Here is a 25,897-nt window from a genome sequence, read left to right as displayed (position 1 = left end):
TTTGTGTGATGTTATTCTAGCAAAAAAGTGGGGGATTGTCAAAGAAGTCTCCTTGATACAGCTAGATTAACTAGTGAGTCTTGGTTTTATAGTTTCTGTTTTAACTCTACTAAGACATTCATAGCCTGCATAGGTGTCATATTGTAAACATCCAGCTTAGCTAATTCTGCTAGGATAGGATGTTCTTCAGTCGTATCAAAGAGTGAAATCTGTTCTGTGACAGCACTTGTTTGTCTCATCAGACTTGGACTTTCTCCCCCTTGACTCTCCAGTTGTGTCAAAATCTTATCCGCCCTTGCTAAAAGATCTGCTGGCAAGCCAGCAATCTTGGCAACATGGATACCGTAGGATTTATCAGCTGGACCTGGTTCAATCTTATGAAGGAAGGTGACCTGCCCATCCTGCTCTAAGGTTGCCACGTGGACATTGACCAAGTGTTCCAAGCTGGACTCTAGACTAGTCAACTCATGGTAGTGGGTCGCAAAGAGGGTCTTGGCTCCGATATGTTCGTGAATGTATTCGATGATAGACTGGGCAAGAGCCATCCCGTCATAAGTTGCAGTTCCACGACCTAACTCATCAAAGAGAATGAGAGAGTTCTTGGTCGCATGCGAAATAGCATTATTGGCCTCCATCATCTCCACCATAAAGGTTGATTGACCTGAAACCAAGTCATCGGCTGCTCCGATACGGGTAAAAATTGCATCAAAAATCGGTAAATGGGCACTTTCTGCTGGCACATAAGAACCCAACTGGGCCATAACTGCCGTCATGGCTAACTGACGCATATAGGTTGACTTCCCACTCATGTTGGGCCCTGTAATCAGTTGAATACTAGTATCGTCTGCCATCTGAATCGTATTTGGAATATAGGTCTGAGCCCCCATGACCTTTTCAACAACAGCATGGCGCCCTTTCTGGATATCAATTCGCGAATCATCTCCGAATTCAGGTCGAATCAAATGCTGGGTTTCAGCTACAACCGCCAGACTTTGCAAGACATCAACTGTCGCAATTCCTTGAGCTAAAGCCTGCAAACGCTGGATATACTTGCTGACTTCCTCACGAATACGCATAAAGATTTCGTACTCTAGGTTAGCTGACTTCTCACGTGCTTCCAGCATATCCCCCTCGATACGGGCCAATTCCTCAGTTCCAAAGCGTTCTGAGTTTTTCAGCGTTGCCTTGCGGAAAAAGTGAGCAGGCACATTTCCCAGTTGAGAATTGGTCACATGGAAATAGTAGCCATCCTTTTTATTGTAGTCAATCTTAAGCGTGCTAATACCAGAGTTTTCTCGCTCCTTAGCCTCAATTTCAGCAATCCATCCAGTCCCTTCTCTGAGAACGCGACGGTACTTGTCTAAAGTCTCATCAAATCCAGTTCGGATAATTCCCCCATCTGTAATAACATGAGGAGCTTCAGGAGCAATCGCTGCACTAATCAAACTCTCCAACTCAGGAATTCCATCCAATTGTTCGATAAGATAAGACAGAGCAGACTGCTCCATTCCCTCTAAAATCGCTCGAATCCGTGGCACACTGGATAAGGTAGTCGCCAACTGCAAGAGATCCTTGGGATTGGTTTTGCCAAAAGAAACCCGACTAGCCAAGCGCTCAATGTCATAAACACCCTTGAGACTATCTGTCAAATCACTGCGCTCAAAGAAATGGTCGAGAAAAACCTGCACCACCTCTTGACGTTGGACGATTCGTTCCTTATCAATCAAAGGGCGATGAATCCAAGAACGCAAGAGACGCATTCCCATAGCCGTTTTGGTTTCATCCAAAAGCCAGAAAAGACTGCCTTGTTTCTTGCCTGAACGAGCATTCTCAACCAAATCCAGACTAGCCTTGGTCGCATAATCCATCTGCAAGAAATCCTTGATTTCATAACGGATAACAGGTTTGAGGTGGTTCAACTCCCTCATCTGGGTTCGATGGACATACTGGAGCAACTTACTAGATGCCGCTTGCTCCACCGCTGCTAATCGTGAATCCAGTAAATGAAGGTCTTCAAAGCCTTCTTTTTCATAGGAAAGCACCAGATTCATCTGGCGACTGAGGATTTGTTCTTCTTCCTCAGACAAGTCATAGCCCAGCACCACTTCTCGAGCCTTGAGGTTACGGATTTCCCCACAAACCAGCGTGAAATCCAAAAGACCTGTCACATAAAAATCACCTGTCACTAGATCCATATAAGCTAGACCAAACTGATTGCCATCACGGTCTATGGCAACCAAGAAATTATTCTGGCTATCCGGCTTACTGCTATCAACCACTGTCCCTGGGGTAATGACCTGAACAACCTCTCGTTTCACAACCCCAACTGCTTGTTTAGGATCTTCCATCTGCTCTGCAATGGCTACCTTATAGCCCTGCTCAATCAAGACATCGATGTACTGTTGGGCAGAATGATAGGGGACACCCGCCATAGGAATCGGATTGTCGGCATTCTTGTTGCGACTCGTTAAGGAAATTTCCAGAATCTGCGCAGCATTGACCGCATCCTCATAAAATAATTCATAAAAATCACCCATACGAAAGAGCAAAAAAGCATCTGGGTATTGCTTTTTAATATCCACATACTGTTGCATCCCGGGTGATAGCTTTTCTGTCGCCATTTTCCGTCTCTCCTTGTCAAAAATAAGTCTTGAGAGCAACTCCCAAGACCTTACTTATCTTTCATCAAATCTAGCAAACGATCTTCCATGAGTTTGGCAACGTGCTGGTCTCGACAAATGACCAATAAGGTATTGGCACCAGCAACTGTTCCTAAAATCCATTCATCTTTGTTTGCATCTACAATATTTGCCAAAACAGAGGCTTCGCCCAATTTGGTATGAAGCACCAAGGTAAACTCTGCTCTTGCAACACCTTCTAAATGATGAGACAAAAATTCAACCAAATCAATCTTTTCTGTCTCATTTGCTAGTACATAATACACCATATCATTTTTCTTGACCTTGGTCAAGCCGATTTCGCGCAAATCACGAGACAAGGTTGTTTGCGTCACAAAAACATTATGTGCCTCCAACCGATCTTGAATTTCTTTTTGTGTACTTAATTTCTCCTCAGTAATCATTTTTTTTATTAACTGATGACGATCTCTTTTTCTCATAAAATCCTCTTATGTGAATATTTATAACTATTTTTATAACTATATTATACCAAAAAAATAGGAGATTTCAAAAATTTTTTCTTCTTTCTTTAAAATTGTGATAAAATAGTAGAAAAGTCCAAAAAGGAGCTCTTAATGAATACAAAAGAATTGATTGCTAGCGAATTGGCTAGTATCATTGATAGCCTGGACCAAGAGGCTATTTTAAATTTACTGGAAACCCCTAAAAACTCAGAAATGGGAGACATCGCTTTCCCCGCTTTTTCTCTTGCAAAAGTCGAACGTAAAGCACCTCAAATGATTGCGGCTGAACTGGCTGAAAAAATTAACAGCCAAGCCTTTGAAAAGGTTGTTGCAACAGGACCTTACGTTAACTTTTTCCTTGATAAATCTGCCATTTCTGCTCAAGTATTGCAAGCTGTTATCACTGAAAAAGAACACTATGCTGACCAAACTATTGGCAAACAAGAAAATGTTGTTATCGACATGTCTAGTCCCAATATCGCTAAGCCATTCTCTATTGGCCACCTACGCTCAACTGTTATCGGAGATAGCTTATCACATATTTTCCAAAAAATCGGTTATCAAACGGTCAAGGTCAACCACTTGGGAGACTGGGGTAAACAGTTTGGGATGTTGATTGTTGCCTACAAAAAATGGGGCGATGAAGAAGCTGTAAAAGCTCATCCAATCGATGAACTTCTTAAACTCTATGTCCGCATCAACGCTGAAGCTGAAAATGACCCTAGCTTGGATGAAGAAGCACGCGAATGGTTCCGTAAACTTGAAAATGGAGACGAGGAAGCTCTCGCACTTTGGCAATGGTTCCGTGATGAAAGTTTGGTGGAATTTAACCGTCTTTACAATGAATTACAAGTCGAATTTGACAGCTACAATGGAGAAGCCTTCTACAACGATAAGATGGATGCAGTTGTAGACATTCTTTCTGAAAAAGGCCTTCTTGTTGAATCAGAAGGTGCCCAAGTTGTGAATCTTGAGAAATATGGAATTGAACATCCAGCCCTTATCAAAAAATCTGATGGTGCAACTCTCTATATCACACGTGACTTGGCTGCAGCTCTTTACCGTAAAAACGAATACCAATTTGCTAAATCTATCTACGTCGTTGGCCAAGAACAATCTGCCCACTTTAAACAACTCAAAGCTGTCTTACAAGAGATGGGCTACGACTGGAGTAACGACATTACTCACGTTCCTTTTGGTTTGGTTACAAAAGAAGGGAAGAAACTCTCTACTCGTAAAGGGAATGTCATCTTACTAGAACCTACAGTTGCAGAGGCAGTTAGCCGTGCCAAGGCCCAAATCGAAGCTAAAAACCCTGAATTGGAAAACAAAGACCAGGTAGCGCATGCTGTCGGGGTAGGAGCCATTAAGTTCTATGACCTCAAGACCGACCGTACAAATGGATACGACTTCGACTTAGAGGCTATGGTATCCTTCGAGGGTGAAACTGGACCTTACGTTCAATATGCTTACGCTCGTATCCAATCTATCTTGCGCAAAGCAGACTTCAAACCAGAAACAGCTGGCAACTATAGCTTGAATGATGCTGAAAGCTGGGAAATCATCAAACTCATCCAAGACTTCCCACGTATTATTAACCGTGCGGCGGATAACTTTGAACCTTCTATCATTGCTAAATTTGCAATTAGCCTAGCTCAAGCCTTTAACAAATACTATGCACATACGCGCATCTTGGATGAAACCCCAGAACGCGACAGCCGTCTAGCCCTCAGCTACGCAACTGCAATTGTTCTCAAAGAAGCCCTTCGCTTGCTTGGAGTAGAAGCGCCAGAGAAGATGTAAATCGTTACAAGAGACTGGAACTAAAGTTCCTAGTCTCTTGACGGCAATCGCTATATGGCGAATTGCCTAAACGCTTCACTAATTCACCAAACCAAATAATATCGATTTGGTTTGGTTCATGTCGTAATCTTCAAGTTACTTGATTAAAAAGCAGTCTAAGTAATTAAGACCAAATCCTGTCGGAGATTTGGCTAGGCGCTTCACTAGTAAAGAAACATAAATATTATCGATTTATGTTTCTTTACGTCGTAATTAGAGATACTTGTCTAAACGCTTTACTAATTCATCTAACCCAATAATATCGATTTGGTTAGGCTCATGTCGTAATCTTTTAATCACTTTATTGTAAAGTAGTCTAAATAACTAACGCCAAATCCTATTCGGACTTTGGCTAGGCGCTTCACTAGTCATGGTCTCTAAATATCATCGATTTAGAGGCCATGACGTCGTAACTATGGTGATTTGCCTAAACGCTTCACTAATTCAATCTACTCACTACTACTTCTTTATCATACAGGGAGATATTCTATGAGCCAATATGCTTATATCCTCGTTGTGATTAGCTTGGTGTTCCTTTTTCTGCTCAATAAGTACGAGAAAGAGAGACTGCAAAGGCTCTACCAAGAACAACTTTTGAAGGATGAAACATTTAGGGCTGACATCAAAGAGAAAATTCAAACGACTGAAAATATCAATGATGTCATTGCTTACATCAATAAAACTTATCATCTGGGAATGTTGCTGTCAAAAGACATTACAGATCAATTGAAATAAACCGAGCTATTCTTTAAGAAATATCAAAACCGAGACTAAGAGTTTAATACTTCGTCTCGGTTTTTTATGTATTTTTCAAGTAACAAAGCTACCACTCCCCCAGCAATGCAAGTGCAAAATCCCCTAGAATGTGATAAAATAAAAGAGAGAACTCTATCAAGGAGAAAAACATGAAAAAACAAACCGTCGCCGTCTTGGGGCCTGGTTCTTGGGGAACTGCCCTTTCACAAGTCTTAAATGACAATGGACACGAGGTACGTATTTGGGGAAACCTTCCCGAACAAATCAATGAAATTAATACCTATCATACTAACAAGCACTACTTTAAAGATGTCGTTCTAGATGAGAAAATCAATGCCTACACTGACTTAGCAGAGACACTGAAAGATGTAGATGCGATTTTGTTTGTTGTCCCAACAAAAGTGACGCGACTTGTTGCCCAGCAAGTTGCAGAAACCTTGGATCATAAGGCTATCATCATGCACGCTTCAAAGGGATTAGAGCCTGATAGTCATAAACGATTATCAACCATCCTTGAAGAAGAAATTCCTGAACATCTCCGCAGTGATATCGTCGTTGTTTCAGGACCTAGTCATGCGGAAGAAACCATTGTACGTGATCTGACTTTAATCACTGCTGCTTCTAAAGATTTACAAACAGCTCAATACGTGCAAGAACTCTTTAGTAATCACTACTTCCGACTTTATACCAATACGGATATTATTGGAGTTGAAACTGCTGGTGCTCTTAAAAATATTATTGCTGTCGGTGCCGGAGCTTTACATGGTCTGGGATTTGGTGACAATGCCAAGGCAGCCATCATCGCTCGAGGCTTGGCAGAAATTACTCGCCTAGGGGTAGCACTCGGGGCCAGTCCATTGACCTATAGTGGCTTATCTGGTGTGGGAGATTTGATCGTAACGGGAACCTCCATCCACTCTCGTAACTGGAGAGCTGGAGATGCTCTCGGACGAGGAGAATCCCTAGATGATATAGAAGCTAATATGGGCATGGTGATTGAAGGAATTTCAACGACTCGAGCAGCCTATGAACTAGCGCAAGAACTTGGAGTCTATATGCCGATTACACAAGCCATTTACCAAGTTATTTACCACGGAACCAATATCAAAGATGCCATTTATGACATCATGAACAATGAATTTAAAGCAGAAAATGAGTGGTCTTAACCCTCTAAAGAAAGGATTCTTATGTCATCAGAAGTTAGAAAAGCAATCATCCCTGCCGCTGGACTCGGGACTCGATTTTTACCGGCAACCAAGGCCCTTGCCAAAGAAATGTTGCCAATTGTAGACAAACCAACTATCCAGTTTATCGTAGAAGAAGCTCTTAAATCAGGTATTGAAGATATTCTGGTTGTCACTGGTAAGTCAAAACGTTCTATTGAGGATCACTTTGACTCAAACTTTGAGCTTGAGTACAACCTTAAGGAAAAAGGCAAAACGGATTTGTTAAAATTGGTAGATGAAGCAACTGGTATGCGCCTCCATTTCATTCGCCAAACTCACCCTCGTGGTCTTGGAGATGCTGTCTTACAAGCCAAAGCTTTTGTAGGGAATGAGCCCTTCGTTGTTATGCTGGGTGACGACCTTATGGACATCACAAATGAGAATGCCGTTCCTTTGACAAAACAACTGATGAATGATTACGAAAAGACACACGCATCAACCATTGCTGTCATGCCTGTACCACATGAAGACGTTTCATCATACGGGGTTATCGCTCCTCAGGGCGAAGGAAGTAATGGACTCTATAGCGTTGAAACTTTCGTAGAAAAACCAGCTCCCGAAGATGCACCAAGTGATTTGGCAATCATCGGTCGCTATCTTCTGACACCGGAAATTTTTGATATCCTCGAAAAGCAAGCTCCTGGTGCTGGAAATGAAATCCAACTTACCGATGCTATCGATACGCTTAATAAAACACAGCGTGTTTTTGCCCGTGAATTTACAGGAGCTCGTTACGACGTTGGGGATAAGTTTGGATTTATGAAAACATCTATTGACTACGCCCTCAAGCACCCACAAGTCAAAGATGCCTTGAAAAATTACCTCATCCAACTGGGAAAAGAATTGGCTGAGAAGGAATAACATAAAAAGATAAGGTTCAAAAATACCTTATCTTTTTTTCATTACATAAATTTTCATCCCATTCCCTTGTAGAGAAGCAAGGCTGCGAGTCCTACGGACAAGACTAACGCTACCAGTCTCTGACTAGCGCTATACATCCGTCTTTCTCCTCTAACTGGAAAGATAACTGCTAGAAATGCGCCACCGACTGCACCTCCGATATGGCCTGCTAGACTGATTCCTGGAATCAGAACACTTCCAATAATGTTAACCATAAAAAGTGTCAGATAAGACTGTCCTAGATGTTGGATATAGGGGTTGCGAGTGGCATAGCGAAGAATGATAATCGCGGAAAATAGCCCATAGAGAGAAGTCGAGGCTCCTGCTGCTAAGGATTTGGGACTAAATACAAAAACAAAGAGATTGCCCATCATTCCAGATAAAAGATAGAGAAAGCAAAACTTCTTGGATCCGAAAATTTCCTCTACTTGCCTACCAAGATAATAGAGCGAAAGCATATTAACAATGAAATGTTCCCACCCAATATGAACAAAGATGGCAGAGAAGAGACGCCAAATCTGCTCAGGAAAGAGGCGAATGGCAGGCCCGTACATGGCTCCAAATCGAAATAGAGTATCTGCCCTGTAAAAGTTTCCTCCTGTGGTCACCAACATTAGTAGAAATACCAAGGCCGTCACTAAGAGGAAGAAACTCGTCACAGGGTAACGTCTATCAAAGATTTCCTTCATCAATCAGAACCTCCTCAACAGGAATATCATGATTTTCAGGGATAAAGTCCTGAATTTGACAAGGATAAACCGTACTCAAAGTATGACCAGGAAAATGTTTCAGATAGCGGTCATAATAACCTCCACCATAGCCAATCCGATAGCCCTTTGTCGTAAAAGCTAACCCTGGAACATGAATCAAATCAATCTGAGAGGCATCCACCACTTCCAAATCTCCCTGTGGTTCCAGTAAGCCAAAGGAAGTTTTGACCAGTTGTTGCGGATTATAGACCACAAAGTCCATGCGACCCCTGGGATATGTTTTAGGTATCAGAACCTTCTTGCCATCCTTCAGAGCCTGCTCGATCAGTTCCTGCGTTTGAAACTCATGAGGAAAAGAGAGGTAGGTTGCGATGACCTTAGCTTCTTGGTAGAAGGGATGTTTCAAAAATTGATCCGTTAAAGCTTGATCCATAGCCTGTTTTTGCTCTAGAGGTAAAGCCTTCATTTCTTGCAAGACTTGCTTGCGTAATTCTGCTTTCATAGACAAGCCCTCTACTCTGCCGCCTTCTTTTTCAGGAAACTAGAGACCGCATCCACCCCAATAGCTAATGCTTCTTCCTTAGGACTCATCTGAGGGTGATGAAGGGCGTAGGGACTATCGATACCAAGCCAGAACATAACACCATCAACCTTCGAAAGGAGATAACCAAAGTCTTCACCTGTCATAGCAGGTTCAATATCAATTAACTCAATCCCCTCTTTTTCTTCAAAGAAGTCCATCAGTTCACGCGCCAAGACTGGATTATTCTCAACAGGCAGGTAACCCCCTTGTTTGAGTTCCACTTCGACTTCCATATCGAAGGCAGCTGCAACTCCTTCTGCAACTGTTTTGACCCTCTTTTGCACCAAGAGACTCATGTCCTGTGTCAAGGCCCGAATAGTTCCATGCAAAAAGGCTGTGTCTGTGATAACATTGTTTGTTGTTCCAGCTTGGAAAACACCAAAGGTCACCACTGCTCCCTCGATTGGGTTGACATTGCGGCTGACAACTGACTGCACCTGGGTCACAAAGTAACTAGCCGCCACCAAAGCGTCATTGGCTTCATGCGGAAATGCTGCATGTCCTCCTTTACCTTTAAAACGAATCTTCACCTCGCAAGTCCCTGCAAAAAGTGTATGAGTATTGGTCGCAATCTGGCCGACTTTCAAATCTGGCCGAACATGGAGGCCATAAAACTGGTCTGGCAACCAGTCTCCAAAAGCGCCATCCTCATACATGAGCATGCCACCAGCTTCATTTTCTTCAGCAGGCTGAAGCAAAAAGAGCAGATTGTTCTTTGGTTGCTCCTCAAGGGCTCGCTCAAGACAGCCTAAGGCAATAGTCATGTGGAAATCATGGCCACAAGCGTGCATACGACCTTGGTGCTGAGAGACGAAAGGAAGGCCTGTTTGCTCGATGATCGGCAGACCATCAATATCTGTTCTCCAACCAATAGTCCGCTCTGGCTGACTTCCCTGCAAGTAAACCAAAATACCTGTCCGCCAAGTTCGAACTTGGACAAAATTCTTGCCCGCAGTCAATTTCTCAATCACATCCAGCAAATAAGCCTGAGTCTTGAACTCCTCCAAGCCAATCTCTGGAATCTGGTGCAAATCTCGTCTAGTCTGAATCAAATCTAACATCTATCTATCCTCCGATATAGCAGAAAGAGGCTGGAAGAAGGGTTCCGCCTCTTTATTACTTTTACAATTATAAGGTACGAAGCGCATCCTCTAGCGCTGTTTTTTGTTGGGTTTGGGCATCAATCTCTTTGATGATACGAGCTGGAACACCTGCTACCACCACGTTTTCTGGGACATCTTGGGTAACAATAGCTCCTGCTGCGACAACTGAACCACTACCGATTTGAACTCCTTCAATAACCACTGCATTAGCACCGATAAGAACATTGTCTCCAACACGGACTGGTTCTGCGCTAGCTGGCTCAATCACACCTGCCAAAACTGCACCTGCACCAACGTGGCTGTTTTTCCCAACGATGGCACGGCCACCAAGGATAGCCCCCATGTCAATCATAGTTCCTGCACCAATTTCAGCACCGATATTGATAACCGCTCCCATCATGATAACAGCGTTGTCACCAATTTCAACCTGGTCACGGATAATCGCACCTGGCTCGATACGAGCGTTGATAGCACGTTTGTCTAGCAAAGGAACTGCTGAATTACGAGCATCTTGCTCAACAACATAGTCTTGATTTTCTACCAAACCTTCGAGAAGAGGAGCAACGTCCTTCCAGTCTCCAAATAGGACATTCCCTAGTTTGACAACAGAGCTTGGCACAGCAGTTGCAAGTTGTCCTTCAAAGGTTACTTTAACACTGGTTTTCTTTTCAGCATTGGCGATAAATTGGATAATTTCTTGAGCGTTCATTTTTGTAGCAGTCATAAGCGCCTCCTAGTTCATTTTAATGATACCTATTCTACCAAAAAAGGCCTCAAATTTGAAGCCTTTTTGTTTGTTTTTAGGTATGATTTTTAGGGATGTGAGATAAAACGTGCTGTCGGTAAAAGCAAGCCCCTACCGATACAACCTAAAAACACTCTTCACAACTATCTCCCCGTGTTTTATTGACTATTCTAGTATAGCACACTTTTAGAATTAAGAAAAGACTTTTTATTTACTTTCTTTCGCTTCTTCTATCGATAGGAAAATCATAGGTAAAATAATCAGGGCCATAGCTAGAAGAAGAGACCAATCCACCACCAATCCTAAAAACAAAACACTCAAGAGAGCAGAAGAGAGAGGTTCACTGGCACTGATAACAGAAACTACCAGGGGAGAAACCAAGGACACCGCCTTCATAGAAATGAAAAAGGCAAAAGCCGTCCCGAAGAAAGCGATAATAAGGCAAATCAAGATACTCCAAATATCAAGAGTAAAGGAAAGCTGATACACTGGCGAGAGGACATTGCTAAATAAACCTGCCAGAATCATCCCCCACCCAACCGTCGGTACAAAACCATAGCGCTTCGCGAAAGGTTGGGGCAAGATAACATTAAACATAACACCCATGGCACTCAACAGACCTGTTATAAGAGCTAGTGGCGTCATGGATAACTGAGAGAGGTCTCCCTTTGTCGCCATCAAGCCAACACCCAGCATAGCAATCAAAACATAGAAAATAGCACTTTTCGACGCTCGTTTTTTATAAATTAAGCGATTGTAAAAGAGGATAAAGACAGGACTGATAAACTGTAAAATAGTTGCTGTCGCTGCATTTGAGTATTCTACACAGAGATAGAAAAAATACTGAACTGAAAAAATCCCCAAAATAGCATAGGCTAAAAAGGGTAGGTAATTTTTCTTATCTCGCCAAATATCCAGCACTTGCGACTTTAATTGCATTGCAGACCAAATGAGCACAAGACTTCCTGCTAGTGTCAAACGCATAGAAGTAATCCAGCCCGAAGACACCTGGTAATGAGTAAAGAAATACTCTCCTAAAATTCCACAGATTCCCCAGATTAAGCCGGATAGGAGCGAATAAATGGTTCCTTTAACAATCTTTTTCTGATACTGATTCATACCTTTATTGTAACACGAAAGGGAAAAAGAAAAAAGTGGCAATCAATTGATTCGCCACTTCATTTAGCACAATTTATAGAACTTATCGTCTCGTCCTTGAAGAAGAAGGTCGTGTAGTACTTGAGTTACTACTGTCGCTAGAGCTACTACTTGAACTGCTGGAGCTTGATGGAGTTGGTAGACTCCCCACAATGCTAGACCAAGCATTCTGATAATCCATATCACTTCCGCCAATAGCAAAGCGATAACTGGTCGCTGGCGCTCCTGCCTTATTAGCCCAATAGCTGGTAACAGTCGAACCTGTGACCTCTACCTCTTTTCCTTCAACAGAAACTTTCCCTGGTTTTTGACCTGTTGATTTCAAGACTTCGGATTTTACGACACTAGGATCTAAAGCGAAGCGCTCGTTTCCCCAAATGTTTGGGGAGGCTTGCTGAATCGCATTTACCAGATGAGCCATGTAATTAGAGTTATTGGAATAACCTGCTCTACGTGACAGTGAATGATTATCATCATGCCCAATCCAGCCACCTAGGGTTAATCTAGGTGTCGAAAGCATGAGCCACATATTTTCGTCTTGGTTGGTTGTACCAGTCTTCCCAATCCAATCTGCATTAGCCAGAGTAGGATTTAAAGAAGTCAGATTCGTCTTGAAGGTTGTTGTCACACGAGAGGATAGAACTTCTCGCAGCAATCCCTGCATAATTGTCGCAGTAGCTTTTGAATAGACTTGAACTGGTTTATCCTGATACTCATACACCACTCTACCATCTGCTGCTTCAATTTTAGAAATCACGTGTTTTTTATGATATAGACCATTATTTGCTAGGGTCTGATAGCCATTGGTATGCTGGGCAACTGTGACTTCAATACCACCACCCATTGGCAGGCTCTCAATACCGTACTCAGGAATCTCGTAACCCATCTTTTCCATATAACCCTTGACATCAACACCCTTTTCACGGAGCATACGATAGGTCCAGTAAGCCGGAATATTCCATGAATAGTTCAAGGCTTCTCCCAAGGTCATCATTCCTGTTCCCTTGCTATTAGCATACATAATCGGATTGCCATTAGCAAAGTTTGTTGGATAGTTAGATAGAATCGTTTCGCTTCCCATCAAGCCCTGGTCAATAGCAATACCGTAGGCCAGCAAAGGCTTGGTAGTAGAAGCTGGCGAACGTTTGGTATCAAAGGCATGATTATTTTGATTTTCTTGATAATTACGACCACCTACAAAGCCTAGAATAGCACCTGTGTGGTTGTCCATCAGGACATTCCCTACTTCTACACGACCTGTTCCATCGTCTAAAAGATAGCCATAGTCAGCAACCGCATTTTGCATGGCAGAATGAATTTTCTGGTCTATGGTAGTAGTAATCTTATAACCACCATTTTCAATTTCCTTGGCTGCCAAATCGCGATAAAACTTCTGAGTTGCCTCATTTTTCAACTCCTTAGCGGAGACATTGTCTCTCTGAGCTAGATAATCATACATACGTTCCTGAGCTTCTGCCAAGGCTGTAAAGTATAAATAGCCTCGTGACACACCTGTGACTGTAGCTGAAGGGAGAAAGTCCTGTTTAAGATTGTAATCCTTATATTGAGAATACTCGTCTTTACTTAATGCACCTGTACGATACATACTGTAAAGAACTGCCTTAGCCCGTCTCAAACCTATTTCTAAGTCTTCATCACTCTTCAACTCCCCAGTATTTTCATAAGGAGAATAGGTAATGGGACTCTGTGGAAGTCCTGCTAAAAATGCTGCTTGAGGAACCGTCAACTGACTTGCATCTACACCGAAAATCCCCTCAGCTGCCTGCTGAGCTCCTGCAATATTCTGTCCCTTATTATTTCGACCAAACGGAGCCACATTGAGATAGGTCGTTAAAATCTCATCCTTATTCATGGCGCGTTCCAAGGCAAGAGCATCCACAATTTCTGTCGCCTTACGAGCCAAGGTCGGCGCATCCCCAACCACCTGCTGTTTAATCAGTTGCTGGGTCAAAGTTGAACCCCCACTAGAGGAACCCAAACCTACAAATTTCCCCAAGGTCGCACGAATCACCGCCTTGGGCACTACACCCTTATGTTCTTTAAAATGTTCATCTTCCGTCGCAATGATAGCTTTCTTCAGATTTTCCGAAATTTGCTCAGATGAGATAGAAGTGCGCAACAAATCGCTCTCTATGGAAGCAATCACCGTCCCATCCGCATAGGTAATCTCTGAAATAGAAGAAATGTCCTTGACCTGATGTACCAATTCTTCTGTCTGAGGCACCCGAACCTTGTCAAATAAGGCCACTCCGTACCCCAAAGCAATCCCAGCTCCCAACATTCCTCCTAGAAAACCGAGTATAAAGAGTAAGTTAAATAAGGCTTTTATACTCAGTAAAATAGCTGGAAAAATAGCTGGCTTCTCTAAGGATTTAGATTTTTGGACACTTGAGACTTTCTTGCCAGGGCTAGCTGTTTTTTTATTTTTTTGTTTTTGCTGGAAAAATTCCAGCATTTTTCGTTTTAATTCATTTACTTGATTTTGCATGGATTTCCTCACTCTATCTATTATACCATAAAAGGGAAACTTTCAATAAAATAGCCACTTTCTTTCCTATTCTGCTAGGCTATTGCCCAAGTTTGTGATACAATAGTTAGAAACAATAATTTTAAAAAGGAGAAAAGACACATGCACATTTTTGATGAGCTAAAAGAGCGTGGTTTGATTTTTCAAACGACTGATGAAGAAGCTTTGCGTAAAGCCCTAGAAGAAGGTCAAGTTTCTTATTATACTGGCTACGATCCAACCGCTGACAGCCTTCACCTAGGCCACCTTGTCGCAATCTTGACAAGTCGTCGCTTGCAACTAGCAGGTCACAAACCTTATGCGCTCGTTGGCGGTGCCACAGGTCTCATCGGAGATCCGTCCTTCAAAGATGCTGAACGTAGTCTCCAAACAAAAGACACAGTAGATGGCTGGGTCAAGTCTATCCAAGGACAACTTTCTCGTTTTCTTGACTTTGAAAATGGCGAAAATAAAGCTGTCATGGTCAACAACTACGACTGGTTTGGCAGCATCAGCTTCATTGACTTCCTCCGTGATATTGGAAAATACTTCACGGTCAACTACATGATGAGCAAGGAATCTGTGAAAAAACGGATCGAAACAGGAATTTCATACACTGAGTTTGCTTACCAAATCATGCAAGGTTACGACTTCTTCGTTCTTAACCAAGACCACAACGTAACGCTACAAATCGGTGGTTCTGACCAGTGGGGAAATATGACAGCTGGTACCGAATTGCTTCGTCGTAAGGCTGACAAGACTGGCCACGTTATCACTGTTCCATTGATCACAGATGCAACTGGTAAGAAATTTGGTAAATCAGAAGGAAACGCAGTCTGGCTCAATCCTGAAAAAACTTCTCCATACGAAATGTACCAATTCTGGATGAACGTGATGGACGCTGACGCTGTTCGCTTCTTGAAGATCTTTACTTTCTTGTCACTTGATGAGATTGAAGACATCCGCAAACAGTTTGAAGCAGCTCCACACGAACGCTTGGCTCAAAAAGTCTTGGCTCGTGAAGTCGTAACACTTGTTCACGGAGAAGAAGCTTACAAAGAAGCCCTCAACATCACTGAACAACTCTTTGCAGGAAACATCAAAAATCTTTCTGTAAAAGAGCTCAAACAAGGACTTCGTGGTGTACCAAACTACCAAGTTCAAGCAGACGAAAACCACAATATCGTGGAACTGCTCGTCTCATCTGGTGTAGTTAACTCAAAACGCCAAGCCCGTGAAGACGTCCAAAACGGAGCTATCTACGTAAACGGCGACCGTATCCAAGACCTTGACTATGTCTTGAGTGACGCAGATAAGTTAGAGAACGAACTGACTGTTATCCGTCGTGGTAAGAAAAAATACTTTGTATTGACTTACTAAACTGTTCAACATTTACCTATAAAAAAGGAGTTAACCTCGAGAAAGGTAACTCCTTTTTGCTGTTAATAGTCCCCGCCTATACCTTAATAGACAGGCTACGCAGTACAATACGTAAGGTTGTTAGATTATGTAAGATAGAGAGATTTGAAGGACTGAGCCAATTAAACAAGCCAAAGCCAATCAAACTACTATTTACGACAACGGTATCTTGAATATTCTTCTTGATGAGTGTTTGCAAAGATGATGATAGCCAATCCAACTCTTGGAAGAAATCCAAACGATTATCTAACAATAAGATATCACTCATCTGCTTAGAAATATCTGCACTCTCATTCATCACCACACCGATATCTGATAGGGTTAGAGCAGCTGAGTCATTCAATCCATCTCCAACCATCAAAATAGTGTGACCTGCTTTATGCAGTTCCTCTACTAACTCAAATTTTCCATCAGGTTTCAAGTCTGTATAGACCTGATCAAAGGGCAAATCTTTGACTAATTCCTCTGTTCTAACCAAGGTATCCCCTGTTGCCAGAATCAATTTTTTCCCTTGTGCCTTAAGTTTCTCCAAGGCTGCTTTTGCTTCTTTTCTCAAAGGAGTATGAATGCAGAACATTCCAATCAATTCATTCTGGTAGGCTAAGAATAAGAGATTGTATTGACTCTTGTACTCTTCAATTAAAGCATTTTGTTCTGAACTGATATGAATCTGCTCATCCTGCATCAAAACATAATTCCCAATAAGAACTGGTTGCCCATCTATATGAGATTTGATCCCCTTGCTTGCAATATATTGGAGTTTCCCATGCATTTCCTCATGTTCAATCCCCTCTATCTCAGCTTGCTTGACGATGGCATTAGCAATAGGATGATAAATGTGTTCCTCAAGACAGGCACTGATTCTGAGAATATCTTCCTCACTGTAGTCCCCAAAAGGCAACACCTTTTCAACTATAGGATAGCTAGTTGTGATTGTCCCAGTCTTATCAAATAAGAAGGTATCAACTTCCAGATATTTCTCCAGAACATCTCCATCCTTAATCACCATTTCACGGTTCAACCCCTCCTTGATAGCTGCCAAATAAGCTACAGGAGTAGAGATTTTCAAAGCGCAGGAGAAATCGACCAATAGGAAAGAAATAGCCTTAGAAAAAGAACCTGTCAATAGGTAAGTTAGCCCAGCCCCCAAGAAATTATATTTGACGACCTTGTCCGCCATTTTGATGAAATAACGTTGTTTCGTTTTCTTGTTTTCTTCAGATTTCTTCATCAACTCAATCAGTTGTAAAATCCGGCTGTTCATCTGATTATCGGTTACACGAATGCGCAACTCTCCAGTTTCTAATACTGTATTTGCACAAACCAAATCAGACTCTCTTTTTTCAACTGGAAAACTCTCTCCTGTCAAGGAACTTTCGTTGACCATACCTAAACCTGAAACTACTTGTCCATCAAACAGAATTTCATTTCCTTGAGATAGGACCAAGACATCTCCTATTTGAACATCGGAACTCTTGATACTAACAACCATATCTCCCTGTACTAGGAATACATCGCTCTCTTTTGCAAGAAGACTCTGTTCTAAATCTGTTGCAGTTTTTTTCAAGGACCACTGATCTAAATGATTCCCCAAATCAAGCATAAACATGATATTGCTAGCTGTCTTGGATTGGTTCATAAACAAGGACAATAAAATCGCCGAACAGTCCAAGACTTCCATCGTTAGTTCCTTACGCGCTAGTGTTTGATAGGCTTCTCTAATATAGCCAAAAGCCTGATAACAAGTCCATATATAGCGAATAGGATACGGCACAAAACTACGAAAAAGTATACGCTTAATCGCTGCACCTGAAACAATAGAATAAGCACTCTCTTCTCTACGAATGGGAAGAGTCATCAACTCAGAAACTTTCCCTTTATCAATTCTTTTTAAAAAGGCTTCTGCATTATCTAATACAGAAAAGCCTTCTTTTATGCGTAGAGTAAAGTGCTGTTGATCCATGTAAAACTGGATAGACTCAATCCCCTTTTCATCTCTCACCAAGGAACGAAGATAGTCTTGAATATCCAAGGTGAGCGAGAAAGATGATGATAGTCGGATATGTTGGTATCCTCTATGTAGCACTTTAAAAGACATACTATTCCCCTATAAGGCTATCTAATTGCTCTTCTTTTTTCTCTTGCTCGTACAAATATTTGGCATCTTGCAAGACATCGTCTCCATGTTGCTTCACAACAGAAACAGATGCATCTAGCTCGTCTTTTAACTTATAAGCCTTAGCCAAGGCTTTAGAATAACCTTTTTTAGCTTCCTTACTTGCCAAGATTTTCAAGCCAAGGGTACCAAATGCGACACCACCCAAAAAGAGTGATGATTTTTTCGCAACTTTTGCGACGCTCAATACTTCTTTTAACATACTTATTTCCTCCTTATCATTATTATATAGCAATTTAGATATAAAAGCAATTTCATTCCATAAATTGGAGAATTAGTTTTATTTCTACTGAATCTCCCATCTACTTATTCCTAAAGTTGCTTTCATTTGCCTCTTTTGATACACTTAAACTATGAATACAAATCTCAAACCCAAACTTCAGCGTTTTGCTTCTGCGACTGCCTTTGCCTGTCCTATCTGTCAAGAAAATCTGACTCTGGTAGAGAGCAGTCTCAAATGCAACAATCGCCATTCTTTTGACTTGGCTAAATTTGGCTATGTCAATCTGGCACCTCAAATTAAGCAATCTGCCAACTACGACAAGAAAAACTTTCAAAATCGCCAACAAATCCTAGAAGCCGGCTTTTACCAAGCTATTTTAGAGGTCGTCTCTGATTTACTTTCAAACTCAAAAAATGCCAAAACAATTTTAGATATCGGTTGTGGTGAAGGATTCTATTCTCGCAAACTACAAGAAAGTCACCCTGAAAAAACCTTCTATGCCTTTGACATTTCCAAAGATTCCGTCCAAATCGCTGCCAAGAGCGAACCCAACTGGGCAGTCAATTGGTTCGTTGGCGACCTAGCTCGTCTTCCTATAAAAGACGCCAGCATGGATATCTTACTTGATATCTTTTCGCCTGCCAACTATGGAGAATTTCGTCGCGTTTTATCCAAAGACGGTATCTTGATAAAGGTTATTCCAACTAAAAATCACCTCAGGGAAATTCGTCAGAAGGTACAAGACCAGCTGACAAACAAGGATTATTCTAATCAAGATATCAAAAATCATTTCCAAGAACACTTTACCATCCTATCTAGCCAAACAGCCTCTCTGACTAAGACTATCACAACAGAGCAACTCCAAGCCCTACTCAGCATGACGCCCCTACTCTTTCACATCGACCAGACTAAGATTGACTGGAGCGACTTGACAGAGATTACCATTGAGGCAGAGATTCTGGTTGGGAAAGCATTCTAAACTAGACTTCCCAAAGGTATAAAACTTACCGAAAATCTTTAATATTACAAAAACGCATAAGAACAGGTGCTCAAAAACCTTAATCTTATGCGTTTTGTTATGCAAAAATCACTGGAATTTCTATACACATTAAGCGGAAATCTTTGAAATCAATTCTCTTAATAACCATTGAATACCATATATTACATTTATTCCAAATATGATATAGGCCGTATAAATCAAGTATTTCGATTTCTCCCGTCTCAAAGAATAGATCTTGTACAAGATAAACAAATTTAAAATAATAAATAATAGAGACAAAATCTTCCCCCAAAAATCAATCCTAAAGGTACACAGTCAAGCATAGCCCTAAACTTTATTTTCGATTCGAGATAACAAACTTATCAATAAACAGTAAGTGATATAGGGCCAGTACCAGACCCCAAAAGCTACCACGAAAAGAGATTTCTTGATGATTGAGAGGAAACAAATCGTGATTACCTATATAGAGGCAGGTCAAAATGATAAATAAAATCCAAAATAAATCAGTCCATCTATATTTTGAAAAATATTTTTTCCACATAAAAACACCTTCTTTCCTACAATCATATTATAATACTTTATGTAAGCGAATACAAGGAATATGAGGTAATCAACTACGAAGAAACATAAGGCTGAAATAAAGTGTTATGCGTTCACTGTATCTATGATTTATCCCTTTTAAATAAGATTGATCCAAATCCACATCATTCAAAAAAGCGAATTTCAATCGAAATTCGCTTTATAGGAAAGTGTATTAGTATAAATCTTGTATCTTAGTTCAAGTGCCAGATATCTTCGTTATACTGAGCGATTGTACGGTCAGATGAGAAGAATCCTGCTTTAGAAATGTTAACGATAACTTTATCCAACCATGCGTCACGGTCTTCGTAGTCAGCCAACATTTGCTCTTTGACTTTGATGTAGTCTTCCAAGTCAAGAAGAGTCATGAACCAGTCTTTGTTGATCAATTCATTGTAAAGACGTTCCAAGCGCTCTTTGTTTCCAGCTGCAAGAACTGCATCGCTAACGATGAAGTCAACCAATGGTTTGATAGCTTTACGAGCGTAGAATTCGCTTGATTTGTAAGCTGCTTTTGCGTAAAGGTCGATAACAGTTTCTGAATCTTCACCAAAGATGTAGATATTTTCGCCGCCAACCAACTCAGCGATTTCCACGTTAGCTCCGTCCATAGTACCAAGAGTCAAAGCTCCGTTCAACATGAATTTCATGTTACCAGTACCTGAAGCTTCTTTAGAAGCAAGTGAGATTTGTTCTGAGATATCACATGCTGGGATAAGGAAGCTTGCTGCAGTAACGTTGTAGTTTTCAACCATAACTACTTGCAAGTGTGGAGCTACTGCTGGATCGTTAGCAATAACTTCTGACATGCAAAGAATCAAGTGGATGATATCTTGAGCGATTGTGTAGGCTGGAGCTGCTTTACCACCAAATAAGATTGTGATTGGACGAGCAGGGATGTTACCAGCTTTGATGTCAAGGTATTTGTAGATCACGTACAAAGCGTTCATTTGTTGGCGTTTGTACTCGTGAAGACGTTTGATTTGGATATCAAAGATAGAGTTTGGATTGATTTCTACACCTTGGTGTTCTTTCAAGTGACGAGCCAATTTACGTTTGTTGTGAGCCTTGATGCTTTCCAATTTTTCTTTGACAGCTGCTTTGTCTTCATAAGACAAAAGTTTTTCAAGCTCATCTGCTTCATGGTGCCAACCGTCTCCAAGAATCTCATCCAAGTAGTGAGACAAGCTTGGGTTAGCATGCATGAGCCAACGACGGAAAGTGATACCGTTTGTTTTGTTGTTGAATTTTTCTGGGTAAAGGTCGTAGAAAGCTTTCAACTCAGAATTTTTCAAGATTTCAGTGTGAAGTGCTGCAACCCCGTTAACGCTGTATCCGTAGTGGATATCCATGTGAGCCATGTGAACACGTCCGCTCTCATCGATAATTTGAACAGCTGGATCTTTGTATTCTGCTTTCACGCGACGGTCCAATTCTTCGATGATTGGTACCAAGTGAGGAACCACTTCTTGCAAGAATTCAAGAGGCCATTTTTCAAGAGCTTCAGCAAGGATTGTGTGGTTAGTGTAGGCAGTCATGCTACGAACGATTGAGATTGCTTCGTCAAGCTCGATACCACGTGCAGTCAAAAGACGGATCAATTCAGGGATAACCATTGATGGGTGAGTATCGTTGATTTGTACAACTGCGTAGTCAGCAAGGTCATGCAAGTTGCTTCCTTTTTCGATTGCTTCGTCGATAATCAATTGCGCACCGTTTGAAACCATGAAGTATTGTTGGAAGATACGAAGCAATTCACCTTGACGGTCACTATCATCTGGGTAAAGGAAGAGAGTCAAGTTGCGAGCGATATCTGTCTTGTCAAAGTTGATACCATCTTTAATAATAGAAGAATCAACTGAATCCAAGTCAAACAAACGCAAGCGGTTTTTAGTTGCTGTTTCATAACCAGTAACATCAATATCGTAAAGAGTTGATGTCAAAGTAAAGTCTGCAAATGGTACTTGGTAGCTACGGCTTGAGCGCACCAACCAGTTTTGCTCTGTCAACCATGCATTTGGAATTGTTTCTTGTTGGTTGTTTTTAAGAACTTGTTGGAAAAGACCAAAGTGGTAGTTAAGACCAACACCGTCACCATTCAAACCAAGAGTCGCAATTGAGTCGATAAAGCAGGCAGCCAAACGTCCCAAACCACCATTACCAAGAGATGGTTCCAATTCAACTTCTTCAACTTCGATCAAGTCTTTACCTGCAGCAGCAAGTTCTTTTTTGACATCGTCGTAAAGACCAAGGTTGATCAAGTTGTTTGACAAGAGTTTACCAATCAAGAACTCAGCTGAGATATAGTAAACTTTCTTTTTACCAGTGTTGACTGGTTTTTGGCTGCTTGCAAGCTTGCTGTAGTTAAGAAGAGCAAGGTAAAGCTCTTCATTGCTACATTCTGCAATGGTTTTATTGTAACGATTTTGTACAAATTCTTGTAGTGATAACATGTTTAAGGTGTCTCCTGATATTGTATTATTTCTTTAATTCTACCAAATTTTCATTAATTCGTCGATAGATTGTTGTCAAGTCAAGCAAACCTTCCTCGACAGCTGGTGTCAATTGCTCTTCAGTCATACGCCAAGACCAGTTTCCACCAAGGGTAGATGGGAAGTTCATACGAGCTGTCTCATCCAATTCTAGCAAATCTTGCATAGTTGCAATTGCCATGAAGCTAACTGATGAAAAGACTGTACGAAGCATAGCATGTGGCACTGTTTCGTATTCTTTACGATTAGTGTAGCGAGCCATGTACTCACGAGTCGCATCATCGATCTCGTTACGGTACCAACCAAGAACCGTGTTGTTATCGTGTGTTCCTGTATACATAACTGAGTTAGCAGGTGCCAAGTGTGGGCTATCGATACTTTCGTCTTCTGGGTTGAAGGCAAATTGAAGAATCTTCATTCCTGGGAAGCCAGTACGTTCACGCAACTCAATAACTTCATCTGTCATGAAGCCAAGGTCTTCTGCGATGATGTTTAGCTCACCAAGTTCTTCCTTAACGGCTGCAAAAAGCTTGTAGCCCGGACCTTTGACCCACTCACCAGGTGCTGCTGTATCGGAACCAGCAGGGATTTCCCAGTAAGATTCGAAACCACGGAAGTGGTCAATACGAACGATATCGTAGATTTTGAAGCTTTCACGCAAGCGTTCAATCCACCATTTGTAACCATCTTTGTCCATTGCTTCCCAGTCATAAATTGGGTTACCCCAAAGCTGACCAGTTGCAGAAAACTCATCTGGTGGGCATCCTGCGATGCAAGTCGCCTTACCGTTGACATCTGTTTTGAAGAGATGTGGATTTGCCCACATATCGCTTGAATCTTCCGCTACGTAGATTGGCATGTCCCCAACGATTTCGATGTGGTTGTCGTTAGCGTAAGCTTTCAATTTCAACCATTGTTGGAAGAAGAAGTATTGAGTCACACGGTGGTAAACCAACTTGTCTGCCAATTGCTCACGGTAGCTTTCAAGTGCTGAAGCTTTACGAGCACGAACATCTGCATCTGGCCATTCAGTCCAAGCAAGATTGTCAAAATTCTCTTTGATAGCCATATACTCTGCAAAGAGTTCAAGCCATGATTGGTTGTCTTGAGCAAATTTCTCAAAATCTTTAACATCTCCTACTTCCAAGAAACGTTTTACCGCTTTTTCTAAAAGAGGACGACGTGCATAGTAGATTTTCGCATAATCAACTTCAGACGCATCGCTACCAAAGTCAACCCCTTCAAGGTCACTTGCTTGCAACAAGCCTTGTTCTACCAAGATATCTAAATCGATAAAATGAGTGTTCCCTGCGAAGGCTGAGAAAGATTGGTAAGGAGAGTCTCCGTAACTAGTTGTTCCTAGTGGAAGGATTTGCCAGTAACGTTGTTTTGTGCGAACCAAGAAATCAACGAAGTCGTAAGCACTTTTACCAAATGATCCGATTCCGTATGCTCCTGGAAGAGAAGAAATGTGCATCAACACACCACTTTGACGTTTTTTCATAATAAGCACCTCATGTGTTTATAGTTAGATATTACATTTTTACGAACGCAAACGTTTGCGTTGAAATAAGTATATCGCATTTTTTTGATAAATGCAAGCGGTTTTAAAAAACTTTTTTGATTATTTTTTTAAAAATTTTTCTTCATACTAGTATATATATTCTTGAGAAGATAAATAGAATCGGAATGCCAGTATTGCTTAACTTATTCTCTAACAAAATTTGAAACTTCTCATCTCATTTCTATTTGAAAATTAAGCAATCGTTTTCTCTACTTTTTTAAAATCTTAAGATAAGAATCATTTTCGACTTTTCTTCTATTATAGAAGGATAAAGCGTTTACTTTTTTCTACAAATTTTTTAAAATTTTTACAAAAAACACTTGCAACCGCTTTCTGTTTATGTTATACTAGTGCCATAAAGGAAAACGTTTGCGTTTCCTCATTATAAAATTTGTTATTCTTTAGGAGGAATACACTATGTCATCTAAATTCATGAAGAGCGCTGCTGTGCTTGGAACTGTTACACTTGCTAGCTTGCTTTTGGTAGCTTGCGGAAGCAAACCTGCTGAAAAAGCTGCTGATTCTGGTTCATCTGAAGCGAAAGAAATCACTTTCTACGTTGAAGATCAATATAAAGCATTTGCTGAATCAGCTGCAAAAGCTTACGAAAAAGAAGCTGGCGTAAAAGTGACTATCAAAACCGGAGACCAAATGGGTGGTCTTGACAACCTTTCTCTAGATAACCAATCTGGTAAAGCTGCTGACGTTATGATGGCACCATACGACCGTGTAGGTAGCCTTGGTACTGACGGACAACTTTCAGAAGTTAAATTGAGCGACGGCGCTAAAACAGATGATAAAACTAAATCTCTTGTAACAGCTGCTAACGGTAAAGTTTACGGTGCTCCTGCTGTTATCGAGTCACTTGTTATGTACTACAACAAAGACTTGGTAAAAGAAGCTCCAAAAACATTTGCTGACTTGGAAAACCTTGCTAAAGATAGCAAATACGCATTCGCTGGAGAAGATGGAAAAACTTCTGCTTTCCTAGCTGACTGGACAAACTTCTACTTTGCATACGGACTTCTTGCTGGTAACGGCGGTTATGTATTCGGACAAAACGGTAAAGACGCTAAAGACATCGGTCTTGCCAACGACGGCGCTATCAAAGGTGTAGAGTACGCTAAATCTTGGTATGAAAAATGGCCTAAAGGTATGCAAGATACTGAAGGAGCTGGAAACTTAATCCAAACTCAATTCCAAGAAGGTAAAACAGCTGCTATCATCGACGGACCTTGGAAAGCTAAAGCCTTCAAAGACGCTAAAGTAAACTACGGTGTTGCAACTATCCCAACTCTTCCAAACGGAAAAGACTACGCAGCATTCGGTGGTGGTAAAGCTTGGATCATCCCATCAAGCACTAAGAACCTTGAAGCTGCTCAAAAATTTGTAGACTTCCTTGTTTCAACTGAAGAACAAAAAGCCTTCTACGATACAACTAACGAAATCCCAGCTAACACTGAAGCTCGTTCATACGCTGAAGGTAAAAACGATGAGTTGACAACAGCTGTTATCAAACAGTTCAAGAACGCTCAACCAATGCCAAACATCTCTCAAATGTCAGCTGTTTGGGACCCAGCTAAAACAATGTTGTTTGAAGCTGTAAGCGGTAAGAAAGATGCTAAGACAGCTGCAAACGATGCTGTAACATTGATTAAAGAAACAATCAAACAAAAATTTGGTGAATAAGAAATTTGTTCAAGGGGGGTGGAAATCAAATCCCCCTTTGAATTTATCAACAAAAACACAAAT

At 41.2% G+C, this 25,897-nt stretch carries 20 protein-coding genes; 7 read left to right on the top strand and 13 right to left on the bottom strand.

What is annotated here, in order from left to right; all coding sequences use genetic code 11:
• Positions 1 to 86: 86 nt before the first annotated feature.
• Together mutS and argR are read right to left on the bottom strand one after the other, a co-directional pair.
• Positions 87 to 2,621 carry a DNA mismatch repair protein MutS gene (gene mutS / locus CYK16_RS09290; protein ID WP_101776938.1) on the bottom strand — a complete coding sequence of 845 codons (2,535 nt, stop codon included), beginning with the start codon at positions 2,619 to 2,621 and terminating at the stop codon, positions 87 to 89.
• A 50-nt stretch (positions 2,622 to 2,671) separates the two neighbouring features.
• The gene (gene argR / locus CYK16_RS09285; protein WP_001231476.1) at positions 2,672 to 3,118 is read right to left on the bottom strand and encodes an arginine repressor; all 447 of its coding nucleotides are present in this window, start codon (positions 3,116 to 3,118) and stop codon (positions 2,672 to 2,674) included.
• 135 nt (positions 3,119 to 3,253) lie between these two features.
• On the opposite strand from argR, the gene argS reads away from it, so the two are divergent.
• From argS to galU, 4 genes are all read left to right on the top strand, one after another.
• On the top strand, positions 3,254 to 4,945 hold the full coding sequence (gene argS / locus CYK16_RS09280) for an arginine--tRNA ligase (RefSeq protein ID WP_101776937.1): 1,692 nt from the start codon (positions 3,254 to 3,256) through the stop codon (positions 4,943 to 4,945).
• Between the two features lie 528 nt (positions 4,946 to 5,473).
• Positions 5,474 to 5,719, top strand: coding sequence for a hypothetical protein (locus CYK16_RS09275; RefSeq protein ID WP_000084861.1), 246 nt, complete (start codon positions 5,474 to 5,476; stop codon positions 5,717 to 5,719).
• Positions 5,720 to 5,889: 170 nt separating this feature from the next.
• Positions 5,890 to 6,906, top strand: a complete 1,017-nt coding sequence (locus CYK16_RS09270; RefSeq protein ID WP_101776936.1) for an NAD(P)H-dependent glycerol-3-phosphate dehydrogenase — start codon at positions 5,890 to 5,892, stop codon at positions 6,904 to 6,906.
• A 21-nt stretch (positions 6,907 to 6,927) separates the two neighbouring features.
• A complete protein-coding gene (gene galU / locus CYK16_RS09265; protein WP_101776935.1) occupies positions 6,928 to 7,827 on the top strand; it encodes a UTP--glucose-1-phosphate uridylyltransferase GalU in 900 nt (299 codons plus the stop codon).
• A 53-nt stretch (positions 7,828 to 7,880) separates the two neighbouring features.
• Here the strand turns inward: galU and CYK16_RS09260 are convergent, their stop codons facing one another.
• The 6 genes from CYK16_RS09260 to pbp1b all read right to left on the bottom strand — a co-directional run bounded on the left by CYK16_RS09260 (position 7,881) and on the right by pbp1b (position 14,674).
• Positions 7,881 to 8,555: a rhomboid family intramembrane serine protease gene (locus tag CYK16_RS09260; protein ID WP_101776934.1), complete on the bottom strand. Its 675-nt coding sequence runs from the start codon at positions 8,553 to 8,555 to the stop codon at positions 7,881 to 7,883.
• Entirely contained in the window at positions 8,539 to 9,078 is a 540-nt protein-coding gene (locus tag CYK16_RS09255; RefSeq protein WP_101776933.1) for a 5-formyltetrahydrofolate cyclo-ligase, read from the bottom strand. The genes CYK16_RS09260 and CYK16_RS09255 overlap by 17 nt, the downstream gene beginning before the upstream one ends.
• Before the next feature lie 11 nt (positions 9,079 to 9,089).
• On the bottom strand, positions 9,090 to 10,220 hold the full coding sequence (locus CYK16_RS09250; RefSeq protein WP_101776932.1) for an N-acetyldiaminopimelate deacetylase: 1,131 nt from the start codon (positions 10,218 to 10,220) through the stop codon (positions 9,090 to 9,092).
• A 67-nt stretch (positions 10,221 to 10,287) separates the two neighbouring features.
• On the bottom strand, positions 10,288 to 10,986 hold the full coding sequence (gene dapD, locus CYK16_RS09245) for a 2,3,4,5-tetrahydropyridine-2,6-dicarboxylate N-acetyltransferase (RefSeq protein ID WP_000127466.1): 699 nt from the start codon (positions 10,984 to 10,986) through the stop codon (positions 10,288 to 10,290).
• Positions 10,987 to 11,214: 228 nt separating this feature from the next.
• Positions 11,215 to 12,126, bottom strand: a complete 912-nt coding sequence (locus tag CYK16_RS09240; RefSeq protein ID WP_101776931.1) for a DMT family transporter — start codon at positions 12,124 to 12,126, stop codon at positions 11,215 to 11,217.
• A gap of 82 nt (positions 12,127 to 12,208) precedes the next feature.
• On the bottom strand, positions 12,209 to 14,674 hold the full coding sequence (pbp1b, locus tag CYK16_RS09235; RefSeq protein WP_101776930.1) for a penicillin-binding protein PBP1B: 2,466 nt from the start codon (positions 14,672 to 14,674) through the stop codon (positions 12,209 to 12,211).
• 141 nt (positions 14,675 to 14,815) lie between these two features.
• Here pbp1b and tyrS point away from each other — a divergent pair, with 141 nt between their 5' ends.
• Positions 14,816 to 16,072: a tyrosine--tRNA ligase gene (tyrS, locus tag CYK16_RS09230; protein ID WP_000546884.1), complete on the top strand. Its 1,257-nt coding sequence runs from the start codon at positions 14,816 to 14,818 to the stop codon at positions 16,070 to 16,072.
• 76 nt (positions 16,073 to 16,148) lie between these two features.
• Here the strand turns inward: tyrS and CYK16_RS09225 are convergent, their stop codons facing one another.
• Positions 16,149 to 18,209, bottom strand: a complete 2,061-nt coding sequence (locus CYK16_RS09225) for a heavy metal translocating P-type ATPase (protein WP_060806202.1) — start codon at positions 18,207 to 18,209, stop codon at positions 16,149 to 16,151.
• A gap of 1 nt (position 18,210) precedes the next feature.
• On the bottom strand, positions 18,211 to 18,489 hold the full coding sequence (locus CYK16_RS09220) for a DUF6110 family protein (protein WP_000910903.1): 279 nt from the start codon (positions 18,487 to 18,489) through the stop codon (positions 18,211 to 18,213).
• Positions 18,490 to 18,640: 151 nt separating this feature from the next.
• Here CYK16_RS09220 and CYK16_RS09215 point away from each other — a divergent pair, with 151 nt between their 5' ends.
• Entirely contained in the window at positions 18,641 to 19,489 is an 849-nt protein-coding gene (locus tag CYK16_RS09215) for a putative RNA methyltransferase (protein ID WP_060806203.1), read from the top strand.
• A gap of 355 nt (positions 19,490 to 19,844) precedes the next feature.
• Here CYK16_RS09215 and CYK16_RS10995 read toward each other — a convergent pair whose 3' ends face one another.
• From CYK16_RS10995 to malQ, 3 genes are all read right to left on the bottom strand, one after another.
• Complete coding sequence (locus tag CYK16_RS10995) at positions 19,845 to 20,051, bottom strand: hypothetical protein (protein ID WP_000265680.1); 207 nt, start codon at positions 20,049 to 20,051, stop codon at positions 19,845 to 19,847.
• A gap of 232 nt (positions 20,052 to 20,283) precedes the next feature.
• A complete protein-coding gene (gene glgP / locus CYK16_RS09205) occupies positions 20,284 to 22,542 on the bottom strand; it encodes a glycogen/starch/alpha-glucan family phosphorylase (protein ID WP_060806204.1) in 2,259 nt (752 codons plus the stop codon).
• Positions 22,543 to 22,567: 25 nt separating this feature from the next.
• Entirely contained in the window at positions 22,568 to 24,085 is a 1,518-nt protein-coding gene (gene malQ, locus CYK16_RS09200) for a 4-alpha-glucanotransferase (protein ID WP_060806205.1), read from the bottom strand.
• Positions 24,086 to 24,562: 477 nt separating this feature from the next.
• Between malQ and CYK16_RS09195 the strand changes: the two genes are divergently transcribed.
• Positions 24,563 to 25,834 carry an extracellular solute-binding protein gene (locus tag CYK16_RS09195; RefSeq protein ID WP_060806206.1) on the top strand — a complete coding sequence of 424 codons (1,272 nt, stop codon included), beginning with the start codon at positions 24,563 to 24,565 and terminating at the stop codon, positions 25,832 to 25,834.
• Positions 25,835 to 25,897 lie beyond the last annotated feature (63 nt).

The sequence above is a fragment of the Streptococcus oralis subsp. dentisani genome (genome assembly GCF_002860905.1).
In the GTDB taxonomy this organism is placed as follows: Bacteria; Bacillota; Bacilli; order Lactobacillales; family Streptococcaceae; genus Streptococcus; species Streptococcus oralis_BA.
This window is presented reverse-complemented; position numbering and strand designations above follow the sequence as displayed.

Excerpts from the sequence above, each read along its gene's own strand:
- CYK16_RS09255 (WP_101776933.1), bottom strand. The coding sequence starts at position 9,078 with ATGAAAGCAGAATTACGCAAGCAAGTCTTGCAAGAAATGAAGGCTTTA.
- CYK16_RS09240 (WP_101776931.1), bottom strand. The coding sequence starts at position 12,126 with ATGAATCAGTATCAGAAAAAGATTGTTAAAGGAACCATTTATTCGCTC.
- tyrS (WP_000546884.1), top strand. The coding sequence starts at position 14,816 with ATGCACATTTTTGATGAGCTAAAAGAGCGTGGTTTGATTTTTCAAACG.
- malQ (WP_060806205.1), bottom strand. The coding sequence starts at position 24,085 with ATGAAAAAACGTCAAAGTGGTGTGTTGATGCACATTTCTTCTCTTCCA.
- CYK16_RS09225 (WP_060806202.1), bottom strand. The coding sequence starts at position 18,209 with ATGTCTTTTAAAGTGCTACATAGAGGATACCAACATATCCGACTATCA.
- CYK16_RS09195 (WP_060806206.1), top strand. The coding sequence starts at position 24,563 with ATGTCATCTAAATTCATGAAGAGCGCTGCTGTGCTTGGAACTGTTACA.
- galU (WP_101776935.1), top strand. The coding sequence starts at position 6,928 with ATGTCATCAGAAGTTAGAAAAGCAATCATCCCTGCCGCTGGACTCGGG.
- mutS (WP_101776938.1), bottom strand. The coding sequence starts at position 2,621 with ATGGCGACAGAAAAGCTATCACCCGGGATGCAACAGTATGTGGATATT.
- dapD (WP_000127466.1), bottom strand. The coding sequence starts at position 10,986 with ATGACTGCTACAAAAATGAACGCTCAAGAAATTATCCAATTTATCGCC.
- pbp1b (WP_101776930.1), bottom strand. The coding sequence starts at position 14,674 with ATGCAAAATCAAGTAAATGAATTAAAACGAAAAATGCTGGAATTTTTC.
- argS (WP_101776937.1), top strand. The coding sequence starts at position 3,254 with ATGAATACAAAAGAATTGATTGCTAGCGAATTGGCTAGTATCATTGAT.
- CYK16_RS09220 (WP_000910903.1), bottom strand. The coding sequence starts at position 18,489 with ATGTTAAAAGAAGTATTGAGCGTCGCAAAAGTTGCGAAAAAATCATCA.
- CYK16_RS09260 (WP_101776934.1), bottom strand. The coding sequence starts at position 8,555 with ATGAAGGAAATCTTTGATAGACGTTACCCTGTGACGAGTTTCTTCCTC.
- CYK16_RS09275 (WP_000084861.1), top strand. The coding sequence starts at position 5,474 with ATGAGCCAATATGCTTATATCCTCGTTGTGATTAGCTTGGTGTTCCTT.
- CYK16_RS09270 (WP_101776936.1), top strand. The coding sequence starts at position 5,890 with ATGAAAAAACAAACCGTCGCCGTCTTGGGGCCTGGTTCTTGGGGAACT.
- glgP (WP_060806204.1), bottom strand. The coding sequence starts at position 22,542 with ATGTTATCACTACAAGAATTTGTACAAAATCGTTACAATAAAACCATT.
- CYK16_RS10995 (WP_000265680.1), bottom strand. The coding sequence starts at position 20,051 with ATGTGGAAAAAATATTTTTCAAAATATAGATGGACTGATTTATTTTGG.
- CYK16_RS09250 (WP_101776932.1), bottom strand. The coding sequence starts at position 10,220 with ATGTTAGATTTGATTCAGACTAGACGAGATTTGCACCAGATTCCAGAG.
- CYK16_RS09215 (WP_060806203.1), top strand. The coding sequence starts at position 18,641 with ATGAATACAAATCTCAAACCCAAACTTCAGCGTTTTGCTTCTGCGACT.
- argR (WP_001231476.1), bottom strand. The coding sequence starts at position 3,118 with ATGAGAAAAAGAGATCGTCATCAGTTAATAAAAAAAATGATTACTGAG.